Here is an 18,658-nt window from a genome sequence, read left to right as displayed (position 1 = left end):
TTCTAGCCTTTAGTCAGTAAAATATTTGTACAGCATAGTAGGTAATAAATATGGTGTTACGGTAAAAGATAGTAGACATACATCTGTTTGTTCTATTGGTGAAAAATGGACAATCTCTTTTGAGATGAAATAAAAACACATAAAGTTTGTTCTAACTTTTTCAAATTAGCTTACACTTACTATAGGACGAACTTTGTGTGGAGTAAGGGGGAAATAACATAGCGAAAAAAATGGGAATTGTTGCGCTACTATTATTTGGTGCTTATGTTCTTTGCATGTACTGGTATATATTTCATAGTGGCGGTGGCACAATACCGCGGGCGTTTCAAGGAACCGCTGCGGACCCAGTCATGTTTATGTCTGAAAAAGAATTAAACTTAAGTGGTGAATATTCAAAAATACGAAATTTCCTATTCTTTGTAGTAACACCGTTTGAATGGCTCGTTTATATGGTCATTTTGTTAATGGGTGTATCTCGTTATTTTGAAAAAGTTGCGACTTCCCAAACAAAATGGAAACTGCTACAAAATGCTGCCTATTTATTTTTGTTATCATTTTTGCTTTATGTAGTGCTTTTCCCAATTGAATACTATCGCTATCATTTAAGTAAAAGCTATGGAATAAGTACACAGGCCTTTACCTCATGGATGCGAGATGGGATTATTGATTTTTGGATCAACTTTGGAATGACCTTTATTGTCGTATCAGTTATATATTGGTTGATTAAAAAGAGCGTGAAGAGATGGTGGCTATATGCATGGCTATTAACGATTCCCTTTACGATTTTTGTCATGTTTCTTCAGCCTGTTGTCATTGATCCATTGTACAATGATTTTTATCCGTTAAAAAACAAAGAACTAGAAACGAAAATTTTAGCAATAGCTGATCAAGCTAATATTCCGGCAGAGCATGTCTATGAAGTCAATATGGCACAAAAGACAAATGCCCTAAATGCATATGTTACGGGTATCGGTAGTAATTCAAGAATTGTACTATGGGATACGACATTAAATCGCTTAACAGATAATGAAATTTTATTTATCATGGCACACGAGATGGGACATTATGTTGAGAAGCATATTTATTTTGGCATTGCGGGTTATTTAATATTGACCTTAATAGGGCTATGGATAACAGCGAAAAGTATGAGGTGGGCGATTGCTCGGTACGGACATGCATTGAAAATTACGAAAATGAGTGACATCAATTCTTTGCCACTATTTTTACTCATTACATCTTTTTTATTATTTGCTTCGAGTCCGTTATCTAACTATGTATCACGATATCAGGAAACGAGAGCGGATAATTATGCCATATCATTGATGGGCGATCGCACGGCAGCGGTAACGGCATTCCAAAAGCTTACGATATCTGGGTTAAGTGAAGTCAACCCACCACTTCTTGTTAAATGGTTCCGCTATACACATCCGACAATGCTTGATCGAATTATGAAAGTGGCGGAAACGGAAGAACCTAAAAATGAAAAGCCGCTAAAGGAAGAGCAGAAAAAAAGCAAATAGACTTGCTTGAAAGTCACAACAATACACGAAGGTCTAGGTTTTTTGGGCGAATAAGTTGGGTATTCTAAAGAGAAGATTATCAAAATTGTTCGTTGTAGAATGGTAGGGGATTTCATGCGCAACATTATTATTATTACGCTTGCTTCAATATTAATGGCCTTTGCTTATAATTTTTTATTAATACCGCATGAGATTTTGAGTGGCGGATTAAGCGGGATTGCCATTATGCTTGGTATTGTTACACCTCTAAATACAGGTGTATTGAATCTTTTATTAAATTTACCGTTGTTAATTTTAGGTGTGATGAAGCTAGGGAAACGCTTTATTGCGTATACAATATTGTCAGTTGGGGTAATGTCCCTATCATTGTTAATCATTCCGATTTATAAGGCAACAGAGGAACCGATATTGGCATCATTATTTGGTGGGGTAATTGTTGGCCTGAGTGTCGGTCTAATTTTCCGTGCATCTGGTTCCTCAGGTGGCTTTGATATTATTGCTATGCTTTTAAGTCGCAAAAGAGATTTTCCTCTTGGTGCACTTATTTCAGTAATGAATGGGATAGTAGTGGCGATTTCAGGTTTTGTTTTTAGTTGGGATGCGGCATTGCTGACGCTCGTTTCAATTTACGCCACAGGGAAGGTTGTCGATACAATCCATACGAGTAATATTAAGCTAACGCTTATGATTATTACGAGCAATGGTGAGGATGTGAAACAACAACTGTTAACTAGACTGCATCGGGGCATTACGATGATGGATGCTAAAGGCGGATATTCAGGTGAAGGACGAAAAGTGCTAATTACCGTTATAACACGCTACCAGCTGGCGGAAGTGAAAAGTTTAATAAAAGAAGTAGATGCGAAAGCATTTGTAAATATCTTGCAAACGACCGAAGTAATCGGGGTGTTTGATCGTGGTTCTAAATAATAAAAACATGCATTGATGATTACCTTAAATATAGTTACTTTAGAAAAAAATGTATTTTAAAAACACGCGTTATAGATTATAATGATAATCGAACGTGTGTTTTTATTTTCTAGGATAGAAGGATGGGGTAACGATGCAAAAAGATACGATTCATGCATTTTGTTTAAAGCTACGCGGAACGACTCATGATTACAAAGAAGAATGGCAGGCAGACCGCTATCATATTGGGGGGAAAATGTTTGCGATGATGGGTGGAGATGCTACAAGAAAGCCTATTATTACTTTAAAATGTGAACCTAGTCGAGCAGAAGAATTAAGAGAAACCTACGAAGGAATCATTCCAGGGTACTATATGAACAAAACTCATTGGAATTCGATTTATATGGATGCAAATATTCCAGAAGACTTACTTGAAAATTTAATCCAGCACTCCTATGACCTCGTGTTCGCAAAGTTAACAAAAAAAGCCCAATTAAGTGCCAGTCACTCAAACAATTCTGAATTTTTATAGTTGGTTGCGGGAACGCACGCAATGTAAGTCGCAACAGACCACGCGATAGCGAGGGTTGCGGCTTACGTCATGCCAGAAGTGCCAGTCACGGAAACAATTCTGAATTCCGAATTGCCAGTCACTCAAACAACTTAATTAAGAATTATAGCCCAGCTCACCATAAGGCTGAAGCTTTTCAAGCCACTGTTCTTCAAGCTTTTCAAGTTCCTTTTTTGCATCAAAATAGCCTTCTTCTTTTTCCTTCAAATACTCGACTACCTCGAGCTGAAAAGCATCTTTGCCAAATGTATTGTAGTCAGCTTGTAAAGCTTTATTCGTATAAGTATTTGTTTTTAACATAAACTGAAATCCGTTTAATCGTTTTAAGTTATTGAAGCTTCCAACAAACACTTTACCATTATGTTTGTTCGTCATTGTAAAAACGCCTGCTTCAATTTTCATTTCTTTATACATTTCTTTTAATTCTTTTTTGTGGTCCATTGTTAACCCTACTTTCTTATTTTTTTACCCAATAAGCACTGCCATCATCTTGACGATCCATAAAACCGTATTGAATTAAATAGCGACGAATTTGTACATAGTCCTCATATATTGGCTGAATTATTGCATTGAGCTCTTTTTCTGTATACTCTTTTGACTCATCAAAAAGCTTTGTAATAGCACGTAGCACAACGATTTTATGCTTTTCTCGTTTTGGGAAGCGGACGAGCTCTTGACCGATGCCATTAGGAAAATATTTCTCAAGCAACTGTTGTTCTTCAGTAAGGGTGATATTATAGCGATCGTCGACCATCGTAGCCGTTTTGTGAATTGGCACAAAAGAATCTTCCTTCTGATCTTGTTGTTTTAATAGTTCCATCATGGCAAGGAATGTTTTAGCTTGACGTTCTTTTTCCTTTAAAGCAAAACGATGATGTCGAATAGTTGTTGCGCTCCCAATTTCTAGCTCTTCTTTAATTTCCTGATCGGTTTTGCCTTCATAAAAAAGGCGCAAAATATGACTTTGATGTTCTGTTAAACCTGTCATTTTTTTATTTAAACCATTTAAGTAATGAAAAACTGATTGGTGTGTAGCAGTAATATGGTGTTGCATAAATTTTTCAGCCTCATATAGTACATCTTCATGTGGATAAATAATACCTTTTTCAATTTTCTCCCCACAAAGAAGGCAAGTGTAGTGTGTGGCTTCATTTGTATAGCCATGCGTAATGTCCTCAATCGAAGCCTGCCAAAATAATTGATTTACATCCATTGTGAAACCCCCTAAAAACAAACGATTATTTATTTTGTTTATTTATTTATATTTAAAATAACAAAATGTTTGTGAAAAAGCAATAAAAAGACACATCGCGTTTGAAAGCGATGTGCCCATATTGACTATTAGTGATTTTTCTTTTTAAAAATAAAGACTGATAAAATAGCAAGCACAATGATAGTTACAAGAATAACAATATAGCTTGTTGAGGTGCTAAGTGAATGCCCATTTAGCTCATAAACAATACCATAGTTTAGCTTATAGCTTTCCACCTGTGCAACAGGAACACCGTCAAAAACCTTCGTTATTGAACTTTCCATAAAAGCATTGCGCAAAAGTAATGTAGTATGACTGATTGGAAAATACATAATAAGCTGTTGGGCAAAGTTTGGTAGAACGCCAACAGGGACGTAGACACCACATAAAAAGCCTAGTACTGTGCCAACGATTGTACTCAATGTTGAAAAAGCATTTTGTGTGCTAACAAATAGTACGAGAAAAACATTAAATACGCTCGCGAGTAATACGGATAATAATAGTATACCAATTACTTTAATTAGGGCACCAAAGCTAAGTAAATGACCGCCAGTGGCCACTAAGAAAATTTCACAGCCTACTAGGGCAATGAGGGAAAAGATACAGCCGATAATAAAGGCATTCATGACATAGCTCATCTGAATTGTTGCACGGGAAATAGGGGCAGTTAGGAAATCTGCTGTCGCCTTTGATTCAATATCACGAACGACAATAGCAAATGCTGCTAGTGTTGTTGTAACAGCAATCATTGATAATAAGCCTGCCACTAACCATTCATTGACCATTGCAATCAATTCTGGTGTAGCCTCTGTCATTTGCTCGATTGCATCGACTTGCATTTTTTGAAGAAATACCGCGTATAGAACGATGACAATTATAACGGAAAGGAGGGAGAAAAAGACTTGGGTTTTATCTCTCCTGAAAACCTTGTTATTACGTTGAATTAAGCTAAACATTGCTTCCATTACGTAGCATCTCCTTGTGCCATAATATGAATAAAGACATCGTCCATTGTTCCTTTAATAACTTCAAACGAGGCTAAAAAGGGTTCTGCACTTTTTAAAAGTGTAAGTGCATGCATAGTAGAGTCCACTCGAACTGAGAAAACGCCTTGCTTTTCGGTGAAATGTAATGTGGTGTCTTGCAGCCATTCTAACCCTGAAGAACGATCATGAAATACAAGTGCCATTTGGTCGTAAGCATATTTTGTTTTTAAGGAATCAGGTGTTCCTTCAGCGACAATGCGACCTTGTTTTAACACAATGACCTGATCTGCAACTGCAGCTTCTTCCATATAGTGCGTTGTTAAAAATACCGTCATATTTGTTTCTTCCTGGAGTTGTTTAATCGTTTGCCAAACGAATTGGCGTGTTTGTGGATCGAGTCCAGTTGTTGGTTCATCTAAAAATAATATTTGTGGTCGATGAATGAGTGCACGTGCTATATCTGCGCGTCTTTTTTGACCACCAGACAATGTGCCATATTTTTGCTGTTCAATATCATCTAAATGTAAATAGGTAGAGACAAATTGATAGTTTTCAGCAAGCTGTGTTCTCGATAAACCATATGTTTTACCGCGGTGTACAATATTTTCACGAACCGTTAATCGTTCATCGAGTAGGCTTTGCTGGAATACAACGCCGATTGATTTTCGAATTTCTGCATTATGCGACCTCTCATCTAGCGTATAACCGTTAATCGTTACAGTACCACTTGATTTTTGTAATAATGTGCATAATATTTCAATGGTCGTCGATTTCCCAGCACCATTAGCACCTAAAAAGGCGAAGAGAGAGCCTTGTTCTACTTTAAAGGAAATTCCTTTTACTGCTAATTGTTCGCCATATTGCTTTTGTAAATGCTCGACTTGAATCGCAAACGTCATATTTGTCTATTCCTTTCTTTTTTTGATTTCATTATTGATTTCCTCAATATCGTTCTTTTGCAGTACATATAAAATGCACCATACAATGAAATAAATAATGATTTCCGCAATGAGCACATACAAAACTCCTGAATGTTCGAACCAACGGCCAAAATAGCCTGCTACCATTACGAACAACGTCACGGCAATAAAATGCAGAATAAGCTGAGTGGAAAATAGTAAACGTTCTATGTCAAAAATGATGGACAGAGGACCTATTGCTGCTCCGAGTATGGCTGCAATGATTATTTGTTCGAGTAATTCCGGTCCTGATGCCAATCCATGATTAGAAATGAGACTTAAGGTCACTAAAGTGTAGGATGAGCTAAGTGAGATGAGTAGACCAATAATCATCATGCGTAATACTCTCATATTATGAATCCCTCCCAATACCTAATTGGCGTTTTAATTCTTTTAAATACTTCCGGCTGACATGAATGGACACATCATTATCTAGCAATAATTCTGTTGCGCCAATTTTGCCCATCTGAATAGAAGCAATTTTATTAATGTTAACGAGGGTGGATTTACTCACTCGTGCAAAATCTTTCGCTAATTGCGCTTCGAGCTCATATAATTTGCGTTTTGATTCAAATTCTTGCTCCTCTGTCTGTAAAAAGACTTTAGCGCCTTCAGCATAAATTGAATAAATATCTGTAATTTTTATTAAATGAATTTCTTGCTGCAAATAACCATCGAGCATGGTCGTTTGGGCTGCTTGCAATTGCTTCATCAATTTTTCGATGTGCTCGTTATACTCCTTTGCATGTATGTGGATTTCGGTTTCTTCTAGCGCGCTATTAATCATTAAATGAATTTTCATTGGAGGCCTCCTCTGGTAATACGTATTACCTCATCTCCTATTAAAGGAAAGGCATTTATTTACTGAATCAGGTTAATATTAATGTAGCATAGAAATTTTCAGATAAGATAAATTGTTTAATAAGTGGTAAAAATTAATGATTAACAGGTAGGTTTTATTCAATAACTGCTGTTAACTTCCACTGCGTGTAGATGGAGGGCTTTTAATATCTGAAAATTCATAATTGTTTTAGTGACAGGCACTTTCTTTAAGAAGTTTGAGGAGTAGCAAATTGGCTAGGTTGCGGTCATAATAGAACTATCATTCTTGAGGGGTTGCTAGCAATGTATACATTTTATAAACAGATGTTCTTAACACTATGTATTGGGTTGTTAGGAGCGCTGTTATTTCAATTTTTACATATTCCGATGCCGTGGTTGCTTGGGGCAATAGCCGCTGTACTTTGTGTACAGTTATTTACAAAAGTACAATTACAATGGCATAAATATTTTCGAAATATTGGTTTAATCGTAGCGGGATATTCCATTGGCTTTGCCTTTACTAAAGAAGCGGTACAAGATATTCAACAGTTTTTAGGCAGTATCATTGTACTGAACTTGATTTTTATCCTGTTATTTTTTGCTATTAGTTTTATAGTAGCGAAACGTACTGAGTTAGATTTTCCGACCGCGCTAACATGTTGCGTCCCTGGAGGAATGACACAAATTGTTGCCTTTGCTGAGGAGCAAGGGAATATGAATATGGCTGTGATTACGTTTTATCAGGTGTTGCGAGTACTGCTAATTGTTGGCTTTGTACCATTAATGGTGACAGGCATAGGCGAAAATATCCTCACTGTTGATGGAAGTCTTTCATTGCGATTATTCTTTTTACTCCTTATTTGTGGAATGGCAGGGTGGCTTGCCCAAAAGGCGAGAATTCCAACAGGCTATATGTTAGGTCCAGTATTTTTATTAATGGGCTTGAATATAGCTGGGCTTGAAGTGCCCAAAATGCCATTATCATTTCTTCATATTGCACAGCTCGTTATTGGTATTTATATCGGCCTGCTACTGAAAAAAGAGGATTTACATTTATCAAAGAAGCATGTTTTTTACGCATTTATTTCAGCGGGTCTTTTTATAGGTTCTGCATATGCTTTATCATTTGTTATGAAAAACTTGTACGGGCTTGATTTTCGCACAGGTTTTTTGAGTATCGTACCTGGTGGGCTAGACCAAATGGGGATTATCGCTGCATCTGTTCATGCAAATGTTACCATTGTGACTGCATTTCAGCTATTCCGTGTGTTGATTGTGTCCATATTCCTTGTACCGTTAGTGAAAGTATTTGTGAAAAAAGCGAACACGTAAAAAAAGATTGCTCATAAGGTTTACCGATGAGCAATCTTGAGTTATTAATATTTAAACTGATGAATTAAATTTTGCAGCGTTTCTGCGTTTTTTGTAAGGGTAGTTGCTGCATCGTTAATATCCTCCATCGAATAGAGGTTTGTTTCAGCAATCTGTGAAACGACTTTTGACTGCTCTCGTGCATCGACGGCTATTTCAGCCATAATTTGAGTAGATGCATTGGCCTGTTCAATACGAGCGTATAACTCTTCAGCAATCCCTGAAACTTCTTGAATTTTATTTGTGACAACAGCCACTTTTGTTGTAATGTTTTCAAATGCAAGATTTGTTGTACGAACAATTTCTACACTTGAAGCGGCTTCTTTTTCACTTTGTTCCATATGCGCACTCGCTTCTTGTGCAAGCTGCTGCATCGTATGAATGGTCTCAGTAATTTGAGCAGCAGATGTTTTAGATTGTTCAGCTAATTTACGAACTTCCTCTGCAACGACTGCAAAGCCCTTACCATGTTCTCCTGCACGTGCTGCTTCAATGGATGCATTTAAAGCAAGTAAGTTTGTTTGATCAGCTATTGCATGAATGACCTCGACAATATTTCCAATTGTATTAGCATGGGCATCAAGTGCAACGATTGACTTGGCACTTTCTAAAACTGCCTCTGTCATAGCCTGCATCTGCGCTTGCATGGCCTGTGCTGTTTTCTCACCATGTTTCGCCGTATCAAAAGCTTCTGTAGCATGTGATGATACTTCCATATTTGTTTCCGTTACATGTTGAATACCGCCAGCAATATCATACATGGCTTCGGCGTTTTCATTAGCACTTTGTTTTTGCGTACTTGCACCACTTGCTAATTCTTGCATATTCGCTGTTAATTGTTCAGTTGTTCTCGTTGTGGAGCCTGCTGTTGCAGATAGCTCAGCGGATGAAGCAGATACTTGATTGGCTGTTTCATCTACTTGATGCATCATTTTACGAAGTGTATCGAGCATGGCATTGAACGATTTGGCAAGATCTCCAATTTCATCTTTTGTGTTGACAACGAGTTGTTGTGTTAAATCGCCTTCTCCAGCAGAAATTGTTTCGAGCTGGGTATTTAAACGTTTTAAAGGTTTTACAATATTACGCACAAGTAATGTACCTGCAATTACAGCAATAATTGCAGCTATGAAGGCTACTACCCCCATTTTGAGCATCATTTTTTGTGCTACCGCACTAATTTCAGAGGAGGGAACACCAGCAAAAATCATACCAATTGTTTCTCCATTAGCATTTTTTATCGGTCCATATTGAGTGAAGTAAGGTTTACCAACTACATCAGCTGTTCCACTATATATGTTTCCTTGAGTAATAACGGCTTCTGTTACTTTCGGATCGGCAGTTGTGCCAATTGCACGCTGTCCATCTACCATAACATTTGTATTAACGCGTGTATCATTAGCAAAAATTGTAATAGCTGCTTCGGATAACTCTCCTAATTTATCAATTAATGCAGTTTCGTTCGCTATTTTTGCGTCTCCTTTGTAAAGTTCACCATTTTCCAAATGCCATTCACCTGGCAATGTTTGCTCCAAATTATAGACACTTAGATCATAGATTTGGCTAAGGCGTGTATTATTTTCTGATTCAAGGGTCGTTTTCATTTCACTAATATTTACAAGTCCAACAGCAATTAAAACAAATAAAATAATCGTCACAATTAGCAAGCTCATTTTCGTTTGCATACTTAAGTTTTTCATAGATCCCTCCACATTTTAATCCACATAAATAGACAGCAAGTTATTGCTAAAATACTTGCTGTTTTTGTATGCGTTTAAGGAAAACATTTCTATTTTTACTAGTATATAATTACTTAAGCTTTTTGTATATTTCTAAATTAAATATAATTAGTGAATTTTAGGCTGTGTTTTTTGAGAATATTGTACTAAAGGGGTTGATGTGAAAGACATTTTTTGCATTCTATTTTCCTATTTGGATGAATCGCAAGAAATATTTTCGAAGTATCGCCTTACTACTTCGATTAATACGTATAAAATATACATTCCCAATTTCTATGTAATATGGTATGATAACACTAATTATAAGAACGGAGGTGAAAAGGAATGAATCAAAACGCTACGAGAACAAGTGTAAAAGTGGATACCGCTATGTATTTTGCACGTGTTCTAACTTTCGATTTTGCTAACAACGGGATAGGTCTGTCTATTTTTAAGCAAAATCAAATACTACACGTAGCGGATTAGCCATTCTTTTTCACAAATAAAAAAGGAAAAGACTGCTTGTTAATCGAGCAGTCTTTTTTGTTGTCTAAAGATGTTTTTTCGCACGTTTTATGGAGGAAAAACAATGCAAATTAAGGCTGAACAAATTCAAAAGGTAATAGGTGGAAATATATTATTTGAAGGGCTTCAACTGGAAGTCAATAAAGGGGAACATGTAGCTATTGTAGGTGTAAATGGCAGTGGTAAAACGACTTTACTACAATTATTAGCAGGTATAGATGTACCTGATAGTGGTCGTATTATTAAAACTAAAGGAACAACAATTGGCTATCTACATCAAATTCCTAGCTACCCTTTGCTTACAGTAAAAGAAGTGCTGGAGCAAGCATTTGCTGAAATCTATGCGCTAAAAGCAAAAATGACTACGCTGGAACAGGAAATGCAAGCGAACGTTTCAGACAAAGTATTACAACAATATGGTCATGTCCAAGAACAATTTATGTTGCAAGGGGGCTATGAAATTGATGCTCAACTAGCGACCATTGCAAATGGACTTGGTATTACGTCATTACTCCCATTGCCATTTGCCAGTATAAGTGGCGGTGAAAAAACAAAGGTCATGCTTGGTCAAATTTTGCTAAGTAACCCGTCTATTTTACTATTAGATGAACCAACAAATCATTTAGATATGCAAGCAATTGAATGGCTCGAAAACTATACTCGTAATTTTTCTGGCATTGTCATTGCCGTATCGCACGATCGTCAATTTATGAATCAAATGGCACAAAAAATCATCGAAATTGAGGATGGAGAGGCGTTTACGTACAAGGGGAATTATGACGATTTTATTGCGCAAAAAGAAGCGAAAGTTGAACAGCAGTTTGCTGAATATGAAGAACAACAAAAGAAAATAAAAAAAATGCAAGAAGCAATTAAACGTTTAAGACAGTGGGCAAATGAAGCGAATCCACCGAATGCTGCATTGTATCGTCGTGCTAAAAGTATGGAAAAGGCATTAAACCGGATAGCGCGTGTCAAAAAGCCTATCACGAAAAAGAAAATGAATTTAGCATTAACGATGGCGGAACGAAGTGGCAAGGAAGTCGTACAAATGAAAGCGGTAAGTCATGCTTTTGAAAAGCCATTATTGCAGGATAGTCATTTATCGATCTATTTCGGAGAACGGTTGGCGATTGTGGGCAATAACGGTAGTGGGAAATCTACATTATTAAAAATGATGTTAGGAGAAATTGTACCGAATCAAGGGACATGTAAAGTAGGGAATAGTGTAACGATTGGCTATTTGTCTCAACAATTTGAACATGAAAATCCGAACATTCGTTTAATTGATGCTTTTCGAGAGAGTGTATCCGTATCAGAGGCAGAGGCGCGTCATCTGCTTGCACAGTTTTTATTTTATGGATATGACGTATTCAAGAAAGTGAAGGACTTAAGTGGTGGTGAAAAGATGCGTCTACGTCTAGCACAGCTGATGCATGAAGAGATTAATTTACTCATTTTAGATGAGCCGACTAATCATTTAGATATTGAGGCAAGAGAAGTATTAGAGGACACGCTTGAATCTTTTGAAGGTACAATCATCGGTGTATCGCATGACCGTTACTTTTTACAAAAGATTTTTACAAAGATTGCCTGGATTGACCATCAAACAATTCATGTATATGAAGGCGACTATGAATGGGCGAGGACAAAGCACCTACCGATAGACCAAGTACTGGCAGTAGAAAAAATTACAAAGACAATTGTACAAAGTAATAAAGAGCTCCCAATTGATGAACAAATTGAAAAGTTAGAGTTTAAATTATCTGAACCAACACTTGTTAAGGAACAACGTCAAAAACTAGAGCAACAACTAGAAGCACTATATGAAAAATGGCTGGAAGGGGGTTCGGACTATGCTTAAGCTAGAGCACATCATACAACTAGACATTGACTATATCAATAGTTTTAGTGAGATGGAACGTTGTGCACAAGGTGTATTCTTTTACAATAAGGAAATGCCAACGTACTTTGACGCTAATCATGCGCATATTTGGAAAAAGATTGAGCAAGAGGAGAAGTTTTTAACAGACTTAAAACGTTTTTATACTTCAAAAGGACTTATACCAAGAATGTATTTATACAATTTAGAGGAAAATCATCATTGTATCGAGGCATTACAAGCACATGGCTTTCAATATGAATCTTTTACAGATGAGGTACAATGCTGGAATGGAGTAACTGTTCAATTACCGGTTAATCCAGCAATTCAAATTGAACGTGTAACAAATGATAATGTACAGGAAGCACTAGCAGTTGAAATGAGCATATCCACATTTGGTGAACCTGCTATAATAAAAGAGGCGTTCGATAAAACTTATCGTTCACAGCATTTTACCTATTATTTATTAAGGATGGACGGGGTAGCTTGCTGCACGGCAAATATATTTGTTTCTGGTAAACAAGGAAGAATAGAAAGTGTAGCAACTTTAGAAAACTATCGTGGAAAAGGTTTGATTGGTTATTTGTTACAACATATTCAAAAAGAATCTGTTATAAACAGGCTAAATTATTTGTGGATTTTGCCTATTAGTGAGCAAGTCGCTAATGTCTATACAAAAGCGAATTTCCATTCATTAGGTAAAATAACATCTATCCATGCATTTACTGAAGGAAAAAGTATTCAAGAAATAAGGTCAGCAAAATAAACGTTTGTTAAAAAAACTTTAGAATCTTAAAAGTATATTACTTGAAAAAAAGTGGTATTCGATTTATTGTCTTTAGAGATACTTGTTTAATGGACTTGGAGGATATGAAATGCACGGAATTTATATACGCTACAATGTCTCAGAAAAAAACCAAGAAGCAACATGGCCACGTAAAGTGGATGCATTTGCATATGTTCAACGAGGTAAGCCACAACAAGGGAATGACAACATGCTTTCGATGGAGGAGCTACGAAGTCATGCGATTCGTTATATTAAAAGTTTAAAAGAAAATGCGAGTTTACATTTAGTGGAACAACATAATGGTGAAATTGAGCATTTCGGTCGACGATATGTGGAATCATTAAAGGTAAAAGAAAATATCGATTCACAGCTTATTAATCTTGAAGAAATTCGCTTACTATTGCAATTAATGAATGTATTGAATTTATCGCATAGTTTTGGAGAAAATGCGGGGAAGATATTACGTCAAATTACGCCATATGCTAAAGATGTAGAGAATTCAACGTTCCAAACTACGCGTGTAGAGCGTCATTTTTACTCAGAGATAATTGAACAAATCGAAATGGTATACGCACGCATTTTGCGTCAACATAATCCGTCCACGACAGAAATGCAGCAATCGGAAAAATTATGGACTGCTGTTTGTGAGCAAGCAATTGACAAGGTCGAGGCACGTATTGAACGCCTATCTTCTATTAAATTAAAGCATGAAAAAAATTTATTAGAGTATAGTCAGTTGAAGCAACAAAATATCGAGGCGAAGGAACGCTTAGATCACGCTGTTCAGGAGCTAGATGCAATATTAAATGTATTAGAATCCTAATTGAAAGATAAAAGCATGTCGCCAATTGGTTTTTAAATCCAATCGGCTGACATGCTTTTATTTTACGTTATTTTTTTCTGCTTCTTCACGTTTCCATTGACGATAAACACGGAGTAAATCAAAGCCAAGTACTATCACAATAAGATAGAAAATAGGGCTATTATAAGATAAACCGATTTCTGATTCGCCGCCTAATAATGTGAGCACAATCCAAAGGCCAATTGTATAGAGCGTTAATCCAGCATACGCCTTTTTGGATATCTTTTTATATGTACCTTTTGAAGTCACCATTTGTATACATACAAGAACGATTAATATGACAAGGATAATTTTCTTCGACAATAGCTCTGCTAGCGTCGTGGCAGGGAAAAAATCATTGACAAATAGTAAAGTGAAAAATAAGAAAATACAAACATTTAAAACGGTGGATAGCTTCATGCAATATCTCCTTCGATGCCTTTATTCTTTTCTATTGTAACATGGTTTGAGTTTGCACAGTGGTTTATTCATGGTTCAGCTATGGAAGTGAGAAAAACTCTAATTATTCTATTTCGAGCAGTTAGAGGAAATAAAATAGAACTATTTTTTATTATTTAATCTATAAAGAACTGTTGAAAATTGCTCTCTTGTAAGTGGCTTTTGTGGGTTTTGCCCATTTAATAAACCTTGTTCTTGACACCATGTCCATCCTGCTTCATGCGATTTGTCAACAGGTCGTTCCACTAGCCCTAACATAGTATTAATGAATGCTAATTGTTGAAATATTATTTGACAGTCAGCTTTTAATTCTTCATATTGTGACATGGTGAAGCCTCCTTTATTGCTAGTCAATTTATCAAGTTCTTTTTGAACTCTATTTAAGAATGATGCCCATCTTCCTTCATCAAGAATGCGATGTGGACAATATTTACCACTCCAATCTTGATGCTTTCTTACTCTGTCAATTTTCCAACCACGTTCTTGTAAAAGCTGTGCTATGAATTGAATAGCTAATTTTTCAGCATTTGCATAACGTTCACCACCTGATTTAGAATAACAAATTTCAATACCAATTGATTGCATGTTTCCATGACCTTTACCATCTCCACAATGCCACCCATTCCGGTTTAAAGGCAATCCCTGAATTACCTCCTGATCATCTACCGCAAAATGGTAGGATACTTGATGGTTATTACTAATCATATAATTGATTTCGTTTGCTGCTGATGCATCATTCGCTGTATTATGTATCGTTAAATATTGAGCATCCATAGTATATGGACATTTAAAATTATATTTTGAGGGTGTTACTAAAAGTTGTTTAATATTTATTGTCATTAAAATCATCTCTTTTCGGCTTTACATATGCCAATGCTCTTTGAGAGTCACTGAGATTGGCCGTTGTAGGATCTAAAACGGCGTTATAGATACTAACGCCCATTAAAGCAAGTACGTAGGGATTAGAAAGCGCGTTGACCATTAATGTCCATACACTTCCCCAAGTAGTCAAATCAGCTCCAGTGATGCCATAATAGGCGAATAAAGGGGTAATAATTGATAATCCGAATGTAATCCAAAATTGAGGGTTACAAATACGGACTTTCCAATTGATTTTCATGGTATATCATTCCTTTCTTTATAAACCTAGCCACTTAATAATTTCTGCACCTATAATTGTAAGTGGGATAAGTATCCACCAATGTAGATATTGTTTGATTGTGTCACTAATTGAAAGGTTATCCTTTGCAGATTCATATTTTAAGTCTTCTTCAATGCTATCTACTCGTTTACCAATACCTTTTACATCATCTTGCAGCTCTACTTGTGACATATTTAGTTTAGTAAGATTAATGTTGATGTTATTGAAGGTTTTATCCATTCGATTTAATTGAATTTGTTGGTATTTATTCATTTCTTGTTGTTGTTCTGAAACGACTGTTAAACGCTGTAATAATTCATGATTACCTTCTAATTTTGAAATTCGTTTTTCATGATTCTTCATTTCTACTTCTACAGAAGCCAATCGTTCCCCATGTTTTTCGCTTTGCACATTCATCACCAACTTTAAAAAATTATAAAAGGATAGAGTGGATTGTATGTCCACAACTATCCTAAAAGAATGCTTCAATTAATTTTTAAGTAATTGTATGTCCTCGAAAATTTCACAAAACCTATTATATAAAGTTGCTTTTTTACCAGTGAACTCTAAATCTAAATTCAGCAGTATTTCTTGTAAAACCTGTAGCATTTCAATTTTATCTGCAGTCTCGTCAATAATAAAATCTTCCTGAAGTAACGTTAAAATTTGGCTTTGCACTTCTTTTTCAGCCTCTGGACTAAAAATAGGAACTTCAATTTCTTTTTCATCTACAAATTCCTTGGTATATAAAATTTCCTCATTTTCATCTTTTTCGGCATAATCAGCAACTAATTGCTGTCTTTCTTGATTTACAAGATTTAGCTGATCTTCTAATAGTTTGAGAAAGCGCGTGCGCATTCGTGACTCTTTCCCTTTTAAAATGAGGTTAAATAGAAAAGCATATAATTCACTAATTTCGTAATTTTTAATAATCATAGTTCTTTCTCCTTTTTCTCCATTGTTTACATAATAAATGCATAGCCTGAAACGCCGCCATTTATCCTAATGACAGTATAAATATTGTATACAGTTAATATTCTCGGTTTAATTGTCGTTAAAATGTCTGATTCATCCCAAGTTGGAATTGTAATTTGAGTAGGGATATATGGCTTTGATACAGATATTTTTGTGTCAGTTTGACTAACAGCTTTAATATCAATATCTGTAGGTAATTGGCTGACTTTGCGAGCTATAATCTCAGTATTAATATCATTTACGTAAGAGACAAAAATTTCTGCATTTGAATCAAAATCTTTTTGTACTCTAATAGCAATACAACCTTCAACTTCAGGCTTAGATACAACAATCTCAGTTGTAAGATCACTAATAATATTGGGTTCAATTTCAACCCAAATATCGTCTCGATATTTTACCACGATTTCCGCTTCAATCTTTGGTTTTGAAACAGCAATTTTTGTATATAAATTATGATCTTCAAGAGCTCGTGAAGAAATTTTTGTAGGAATTGTATCTTTACTTAGAAGAATTTCTGTATGTACATTACTCGAAAAAATAGTATTAATATCAATTTCAGTTATAATATCGCTATCCCTATGTGTAGGAATAGTGATTTCAGCTTCTATAAAAGGTTTATTAATAACTAATTCTGTTTCATGCTCGTCATCTTTTATTCGGGAGGCTATTATTTCGATAGGGATACTTGGCTTATTAATAGTTATATCCGACCAAATGGTACGATCTTTTGATACTATAACGCTAACCTCAGTCAAAATATTACTTTCATCTGGAATTGCTACCACTAGCTCAGCAGGAATATATGGTTTATTAACTTTGATTTCTACGAAAATATCTTCATCGAGAGGCACTTCAACGCGATGAACGTAAAGATATGTTGGGTACTCAGAATTATCAAATGTTGAACCAACGGTGATTTCTGTGTCTTTATCCGAGGGCAGGGACTTATAAATAAAGATTTCAGTAATGTGCTGACTTCTGCCAAAACTAAATATTGTAGAGTCAAAATACTCTACTACTAGTTCAGGAGGTAACTGTGATTCTCTTGTAAGGAAGGTCACATATCCATCGGTAATTTCATTCGAGACACGAATGATAAAACCATTATTCACTTGATGAAGCGCAACCCAGCTTTTTACAATATCGAAAACATTGAATTCTAAGTAGCCTGCTTGTTCATTAATAGTGAATTCTTTTGTAATTAACTGAATAGGCGTAGGGCGATTTAAGTGCGTAATACTATATTCAGACCATTTACTACCAGCGTTTAAAAGTTCAAGCGTAATTCCTTTTGGAATACTACCACTGTAGTACAGCCTTACATATGCACTTGTTAAAACATACGATGGATTGATTGAAGTCACATCAAATTGTATAAATGATCGCCAAATGTCATCACGACTTTGACCTGCCAACATAGATTTATACTCACCATAGTTAATGGTTTGATATTCTGTTTTTTCACGTGTAAAAGCGTCTTGAGTCGGGGTGAAACTATCTGTAATAATTGGTGGCTGTTGAACTTCATAGATGGAAGACATTCTATTATGTGGTGGAACTTCAATTTCAGCTAAAAGGTTGTTATATCCAATTGGTTGAATCTCAGTTAGCACTTCAGCATTACCCCGGTACATAATATTGATGTGTATTTCTTTCGAAGTTTCATTATAGGCACGAGGGATAATTTCTGTATCAACATCTGCATTTTTTTCAGGTCTTGAAATAATTTCTGTATGAATATCAGCGTTGTCAACCGCAATTAAACTATACTTTGCCTTAAAACTATTGCTAAGGTTAGGAGCAAGTTCAGTTCCTAGCAAATGATCATGCAAGCTTCCGTTAACGATTTCATCGGTTTTTGGATGTAGTGGAAGATCCTTAACTATTTCATTATTATTGTCCTCATTCATATTTTCACTTCCTTATCACATTGTATTGTG

General features: G+C 35.8%; 20 protein-coding genes and 1 pseudogene. 8 read left to right on the top strand and 13 right to left on the bottom strand.

Going from position 1 to position 18,658, the window contains the following annotated elements; all coding sequences use genetic code 11:
• The first annotated feature begins 218 nt into the window (after positions 1-218).
• The 3 genes from ACIP9G_RS08715 (at position 219) to ACIP9G_RS08705 (ending at position 2,961) form a co-directional block, all read left to right on the top strand.
• Positions 219-1,520, top strand: a complete 1,302-nt coding sequence (locus ACIP9G_RS08715; protein ID WP_401019085.1) for a M48 family metallopeptidase — start codon at positions 219-221, stop codon at positions 1,518-1,520.
• A gap of 114 nt (positions 1,521-1,634) precedes the next feature.
• On the top strand, positions 1,635-2,450 hold the full coding sequence (locus ACIP9G_RS08710) for a YitT family protein (protein ID WP_401018796.1): 816 nt from the start codon (positions 1,635-1,637) through the stop codon (positions 2,448-2,450).
• 133 nt (positions 2,451-2,583) lie between these two features.
• Entirely contained in the window at positions 2,584-2,961 is a 378-nt protein-coding gene (locus tag ACIP9G_RS08705; RefSeq protein WP_401018795.1) for an MmcQ/YjbR family DNA-binding protein, read from the top strand.
• A gap of 135 nt (positions 2,962-3,096) precedes the next feature.
• Here ACIP9G_RS08705 and ACIP9G_RS08700 read toward each other — a convergent pair whose 3' ends face one another.
• The 6 genes from ACIP9G_RS08700 to ACIP9G_RS08675 form a co-directional block, all read right to left on the bottom strand.
• Positions 3,097-3,441, bottom strand: coding sequence for a GIY-YIG nuclease family protein (locus ACIP9G_RS08700; protein WP_340825310.1), 345 nt, complete (start codon positions 3,439-3,441; stop codon positions 3,097-3,099).
• Positions 3,442-3,457: 16 nt separating this feature from the next.
• Positions 3,458-4,213 (bottom strand): DUF2087 domain-containing protein, encoded by a 756-nt coding sequence (locus tag ACIP9G_RS08695; protein ID WP_401018794.1) that lies wholly within the window; start codon positions 4,211-4,213, stop codon positions 3,458-3,460.
• 128 nt (positions 4,214-4,341) lie between these two features.
• Positions 4,342-5,217, bottom strand: coding sequence for an ABC transporter permease (locus ACIP9G_RS08690; RefSeq protein WP_401018793.1), 876 nt, complete (start codon positions 5,215-5,217; stop codon positions 4,342-4,344).
• Entirely contained in the window at positions 5,217-6,137 is a 921-nt protein-coding gene (locus ACIP9G_RS08685; protein WP_401018791.1) for an ABC transporter ATP-binding protein, read from the bottom strand. Before ACIP9G_RS08685 ends, ACIP9G_RS08690 begins: the two co-directional genes overlap by 1 nt.
• A 6-nt stretch (positions 6,138-6,143) precedes the next feature.
• Complete coding sequence (locus tag ACIP9G_RS08680) at positions 6,144-6,548, bottom strand: DUF3021 domain-containing protein (protein ID WP_340825304.1); 405 nt, start codon at positions 6,546-6,548, stop codon at positions 6,144-6,146.
• Between the two features lies 1 nt (position 6,549).
• Positions 6,550-6,999, bottom strand: a complete 450-nt coding sequence (locus tag ACIP9G_RS08675; protein WP_340825302.1) for a LytTR family DNA-binding domain-containing protein — start codon at positions 6,997-6,999, stop codon at positions 6,550-6,552.
• Between the two features lie 323 nt (positions 7,000-7,322).
• On the opposite strand from ACIP9G_RS08675, the gene ACIP9G_RS08670 reads away from it, so the two are divergent.
• A complete protein-coding gene (locus tag ACIP9G_RS08670) occupies positions 7,323-8,351 on the top strand; it encodes an AbrB family transcriptional regulator (protein ID WP_401018789.1) in 1,029 nt (342 codons plus the stop codon).
• A 44-nt stretch (positions 8,352-8,395) separates the two neighbouring features.
• On the opposite strand, the gene ACIP9G_RS08665 is transcribed toward ACIP9G_RS08670, so the two are convergent.
• Complete coding sequence (locus tag ACIP9G_RS08665) at positions 8,396-10,090, bottom strand: methyl-accepting chemotaxis protein (protein ID WP_401018787.1); 1,695 nt, start codon at positions 10,088-10,090, stop codon at positions 8,396-8,398.
• Between the two features lie 363 nt (positions 10,091-10,453).
• On the opposite strand from ACIP9G_RS08665, the gene ACIP9G_RS08660 reads away from it, so the two are divergent.
• From ACIP9G_RS08660 to ACIP9G_RS08645, 4 genes are all read left to right on the top strand, one after another.
• A complete protein-coding gene (locus ACIP9G_RS08660) occupies positions 10,454-10,594 on the top strand; it encodes an RAxF-45 family protein (RefSeq protein ID WP_340825298.1) in 141 nt (46 codons plus the stop codon).
• 103 nt (positions 10,595-10,697) lie between these two features.
• On the top strand, positions 10,698-12,497 hold the full coding sequence (gene abc-f / locus ACIP9G_RS08655; protein ID WP_401018785.1) for a ribosomal protection-like ABC-F family protein: 1,800 nt from the start codon (positions 10,698-10,700) through the stop codon (positions 12,495-12,497).
• A complete protein-coding gene (locus tag ACIP9G_RS08650; protein ID WP_401018784.1) occupies positions 12,490-13,281 on the top strand; it encodes a GNAT family N-acetyltransferase in 792 nt (263 codons plus the stop codon). The genes abc-f and ACIP9G_RS08650 overlap by 8 nt, the downstream gene beginning before the upstream one ends.
• 109 nt (positions 13,282-13,390) lie before the next feature.
• Complete coding sequence (locus tag ACIP9G_RS08645) at positions 13,391-14,125, top strand: hypothetical protein (RefSeq protein WP_340825293.1); 735 nt, start codon at positions 13,391-13,393, stop codon at positions 14,123-14,125.
• A 57-nt stretch (positions 14,126-14,182) separates the two neighbouring features.
• Here ACIP9G_RS08645 and ACIP9G_RS08640 read toward each other — a convergent pair whose 3' ends face one another.
• The 6 genes and pseudogenes from ACIP9G_RS08640 to ACIP9G_RS08615 form a co-directional block, all read right to left on the bottom strand.
• Complete coding sequence (locus ACIP9G_RS08640) at positions 14,183-14,563, bottom strand: hypothetical protein (protein WP_340825292.1); 381 nt, start codon at positions 14,561-14,563, stop codon at positions 14,183-14,185.
• Between the two features lie 390 nt (positions 14,564-14,953).
• A pseudogene (locus ACIP9G_RS08635) lies at positions 14,954-15,442 on the bottom strand (peptidoglycan recognition protein family protein); the annotation flags it as partial.
• Complete coding sequence (locus ACIP9G_RS08630; protein ID WP_340825291.1) at positions 15,426-15,722, bottom strand: phage holin; 297 nt, start codon at positions 15,720-15,722, stop codon at positions 15,426-15,428. The gene ACIP9G_RS08630 and the pseudogene ACIP9G_RS08635, both read right to left, overlap by 17 nt.
• 18 nt (positions 15,723-15,740) lie before the next feature.
• Complete coding sequence (locus ACIP9G_RS08625) at positions 15,741-16,154, bottom strand: hypothetical protein (protein ID WP_401008391.1); 414 nt, start codon at positions 16,152-16,154, stop codon at positions 15,741-15,743.
• A gap of 78 nt (positions 16,155-16,232) precedes the next feature.
• The gene (locus tag ACIP9G_RS08620; RefSeq protein WP_401018782.1) at positions 16,233-16,679 is read right to left on the bottom strand and encodes a hypothetical protein; all 447 of its coding nucleotides are present in this window, start codon (positions 16,677-16,679) and stop codon (positions 16,233-16,235) included.
• A gap of 26 nt (positions 16,680-16,705) precedes the next feature.
• Positions 16,706-18,628: a DNRLRE domain-containing protein gene (locus ACIP9G_RS08615; protein ID WP_401018781.1), complete on the bottom strand. Its 1,923-nt coding sequence runs from the start codon at positions 18,626-18,628 to the stop codon at positions 16,706-16,708.
• Positions 18,629-18,658 lie beyond the last annotated feature (30 nt).

The organism is Lysinibacillus sp. NPDC093197 (assembly GCF_044754025.1).
Lineage (GTDB): Bacteria > Bacillota > Bacilli > Bacillales_A > Planococcaceae > Lysinibacillus.
The sequence above is the reverse complement of the archived record's forward strand: the minus strand, read 5'-3'. Positions and strand labels throughout refer to the sequence as shown.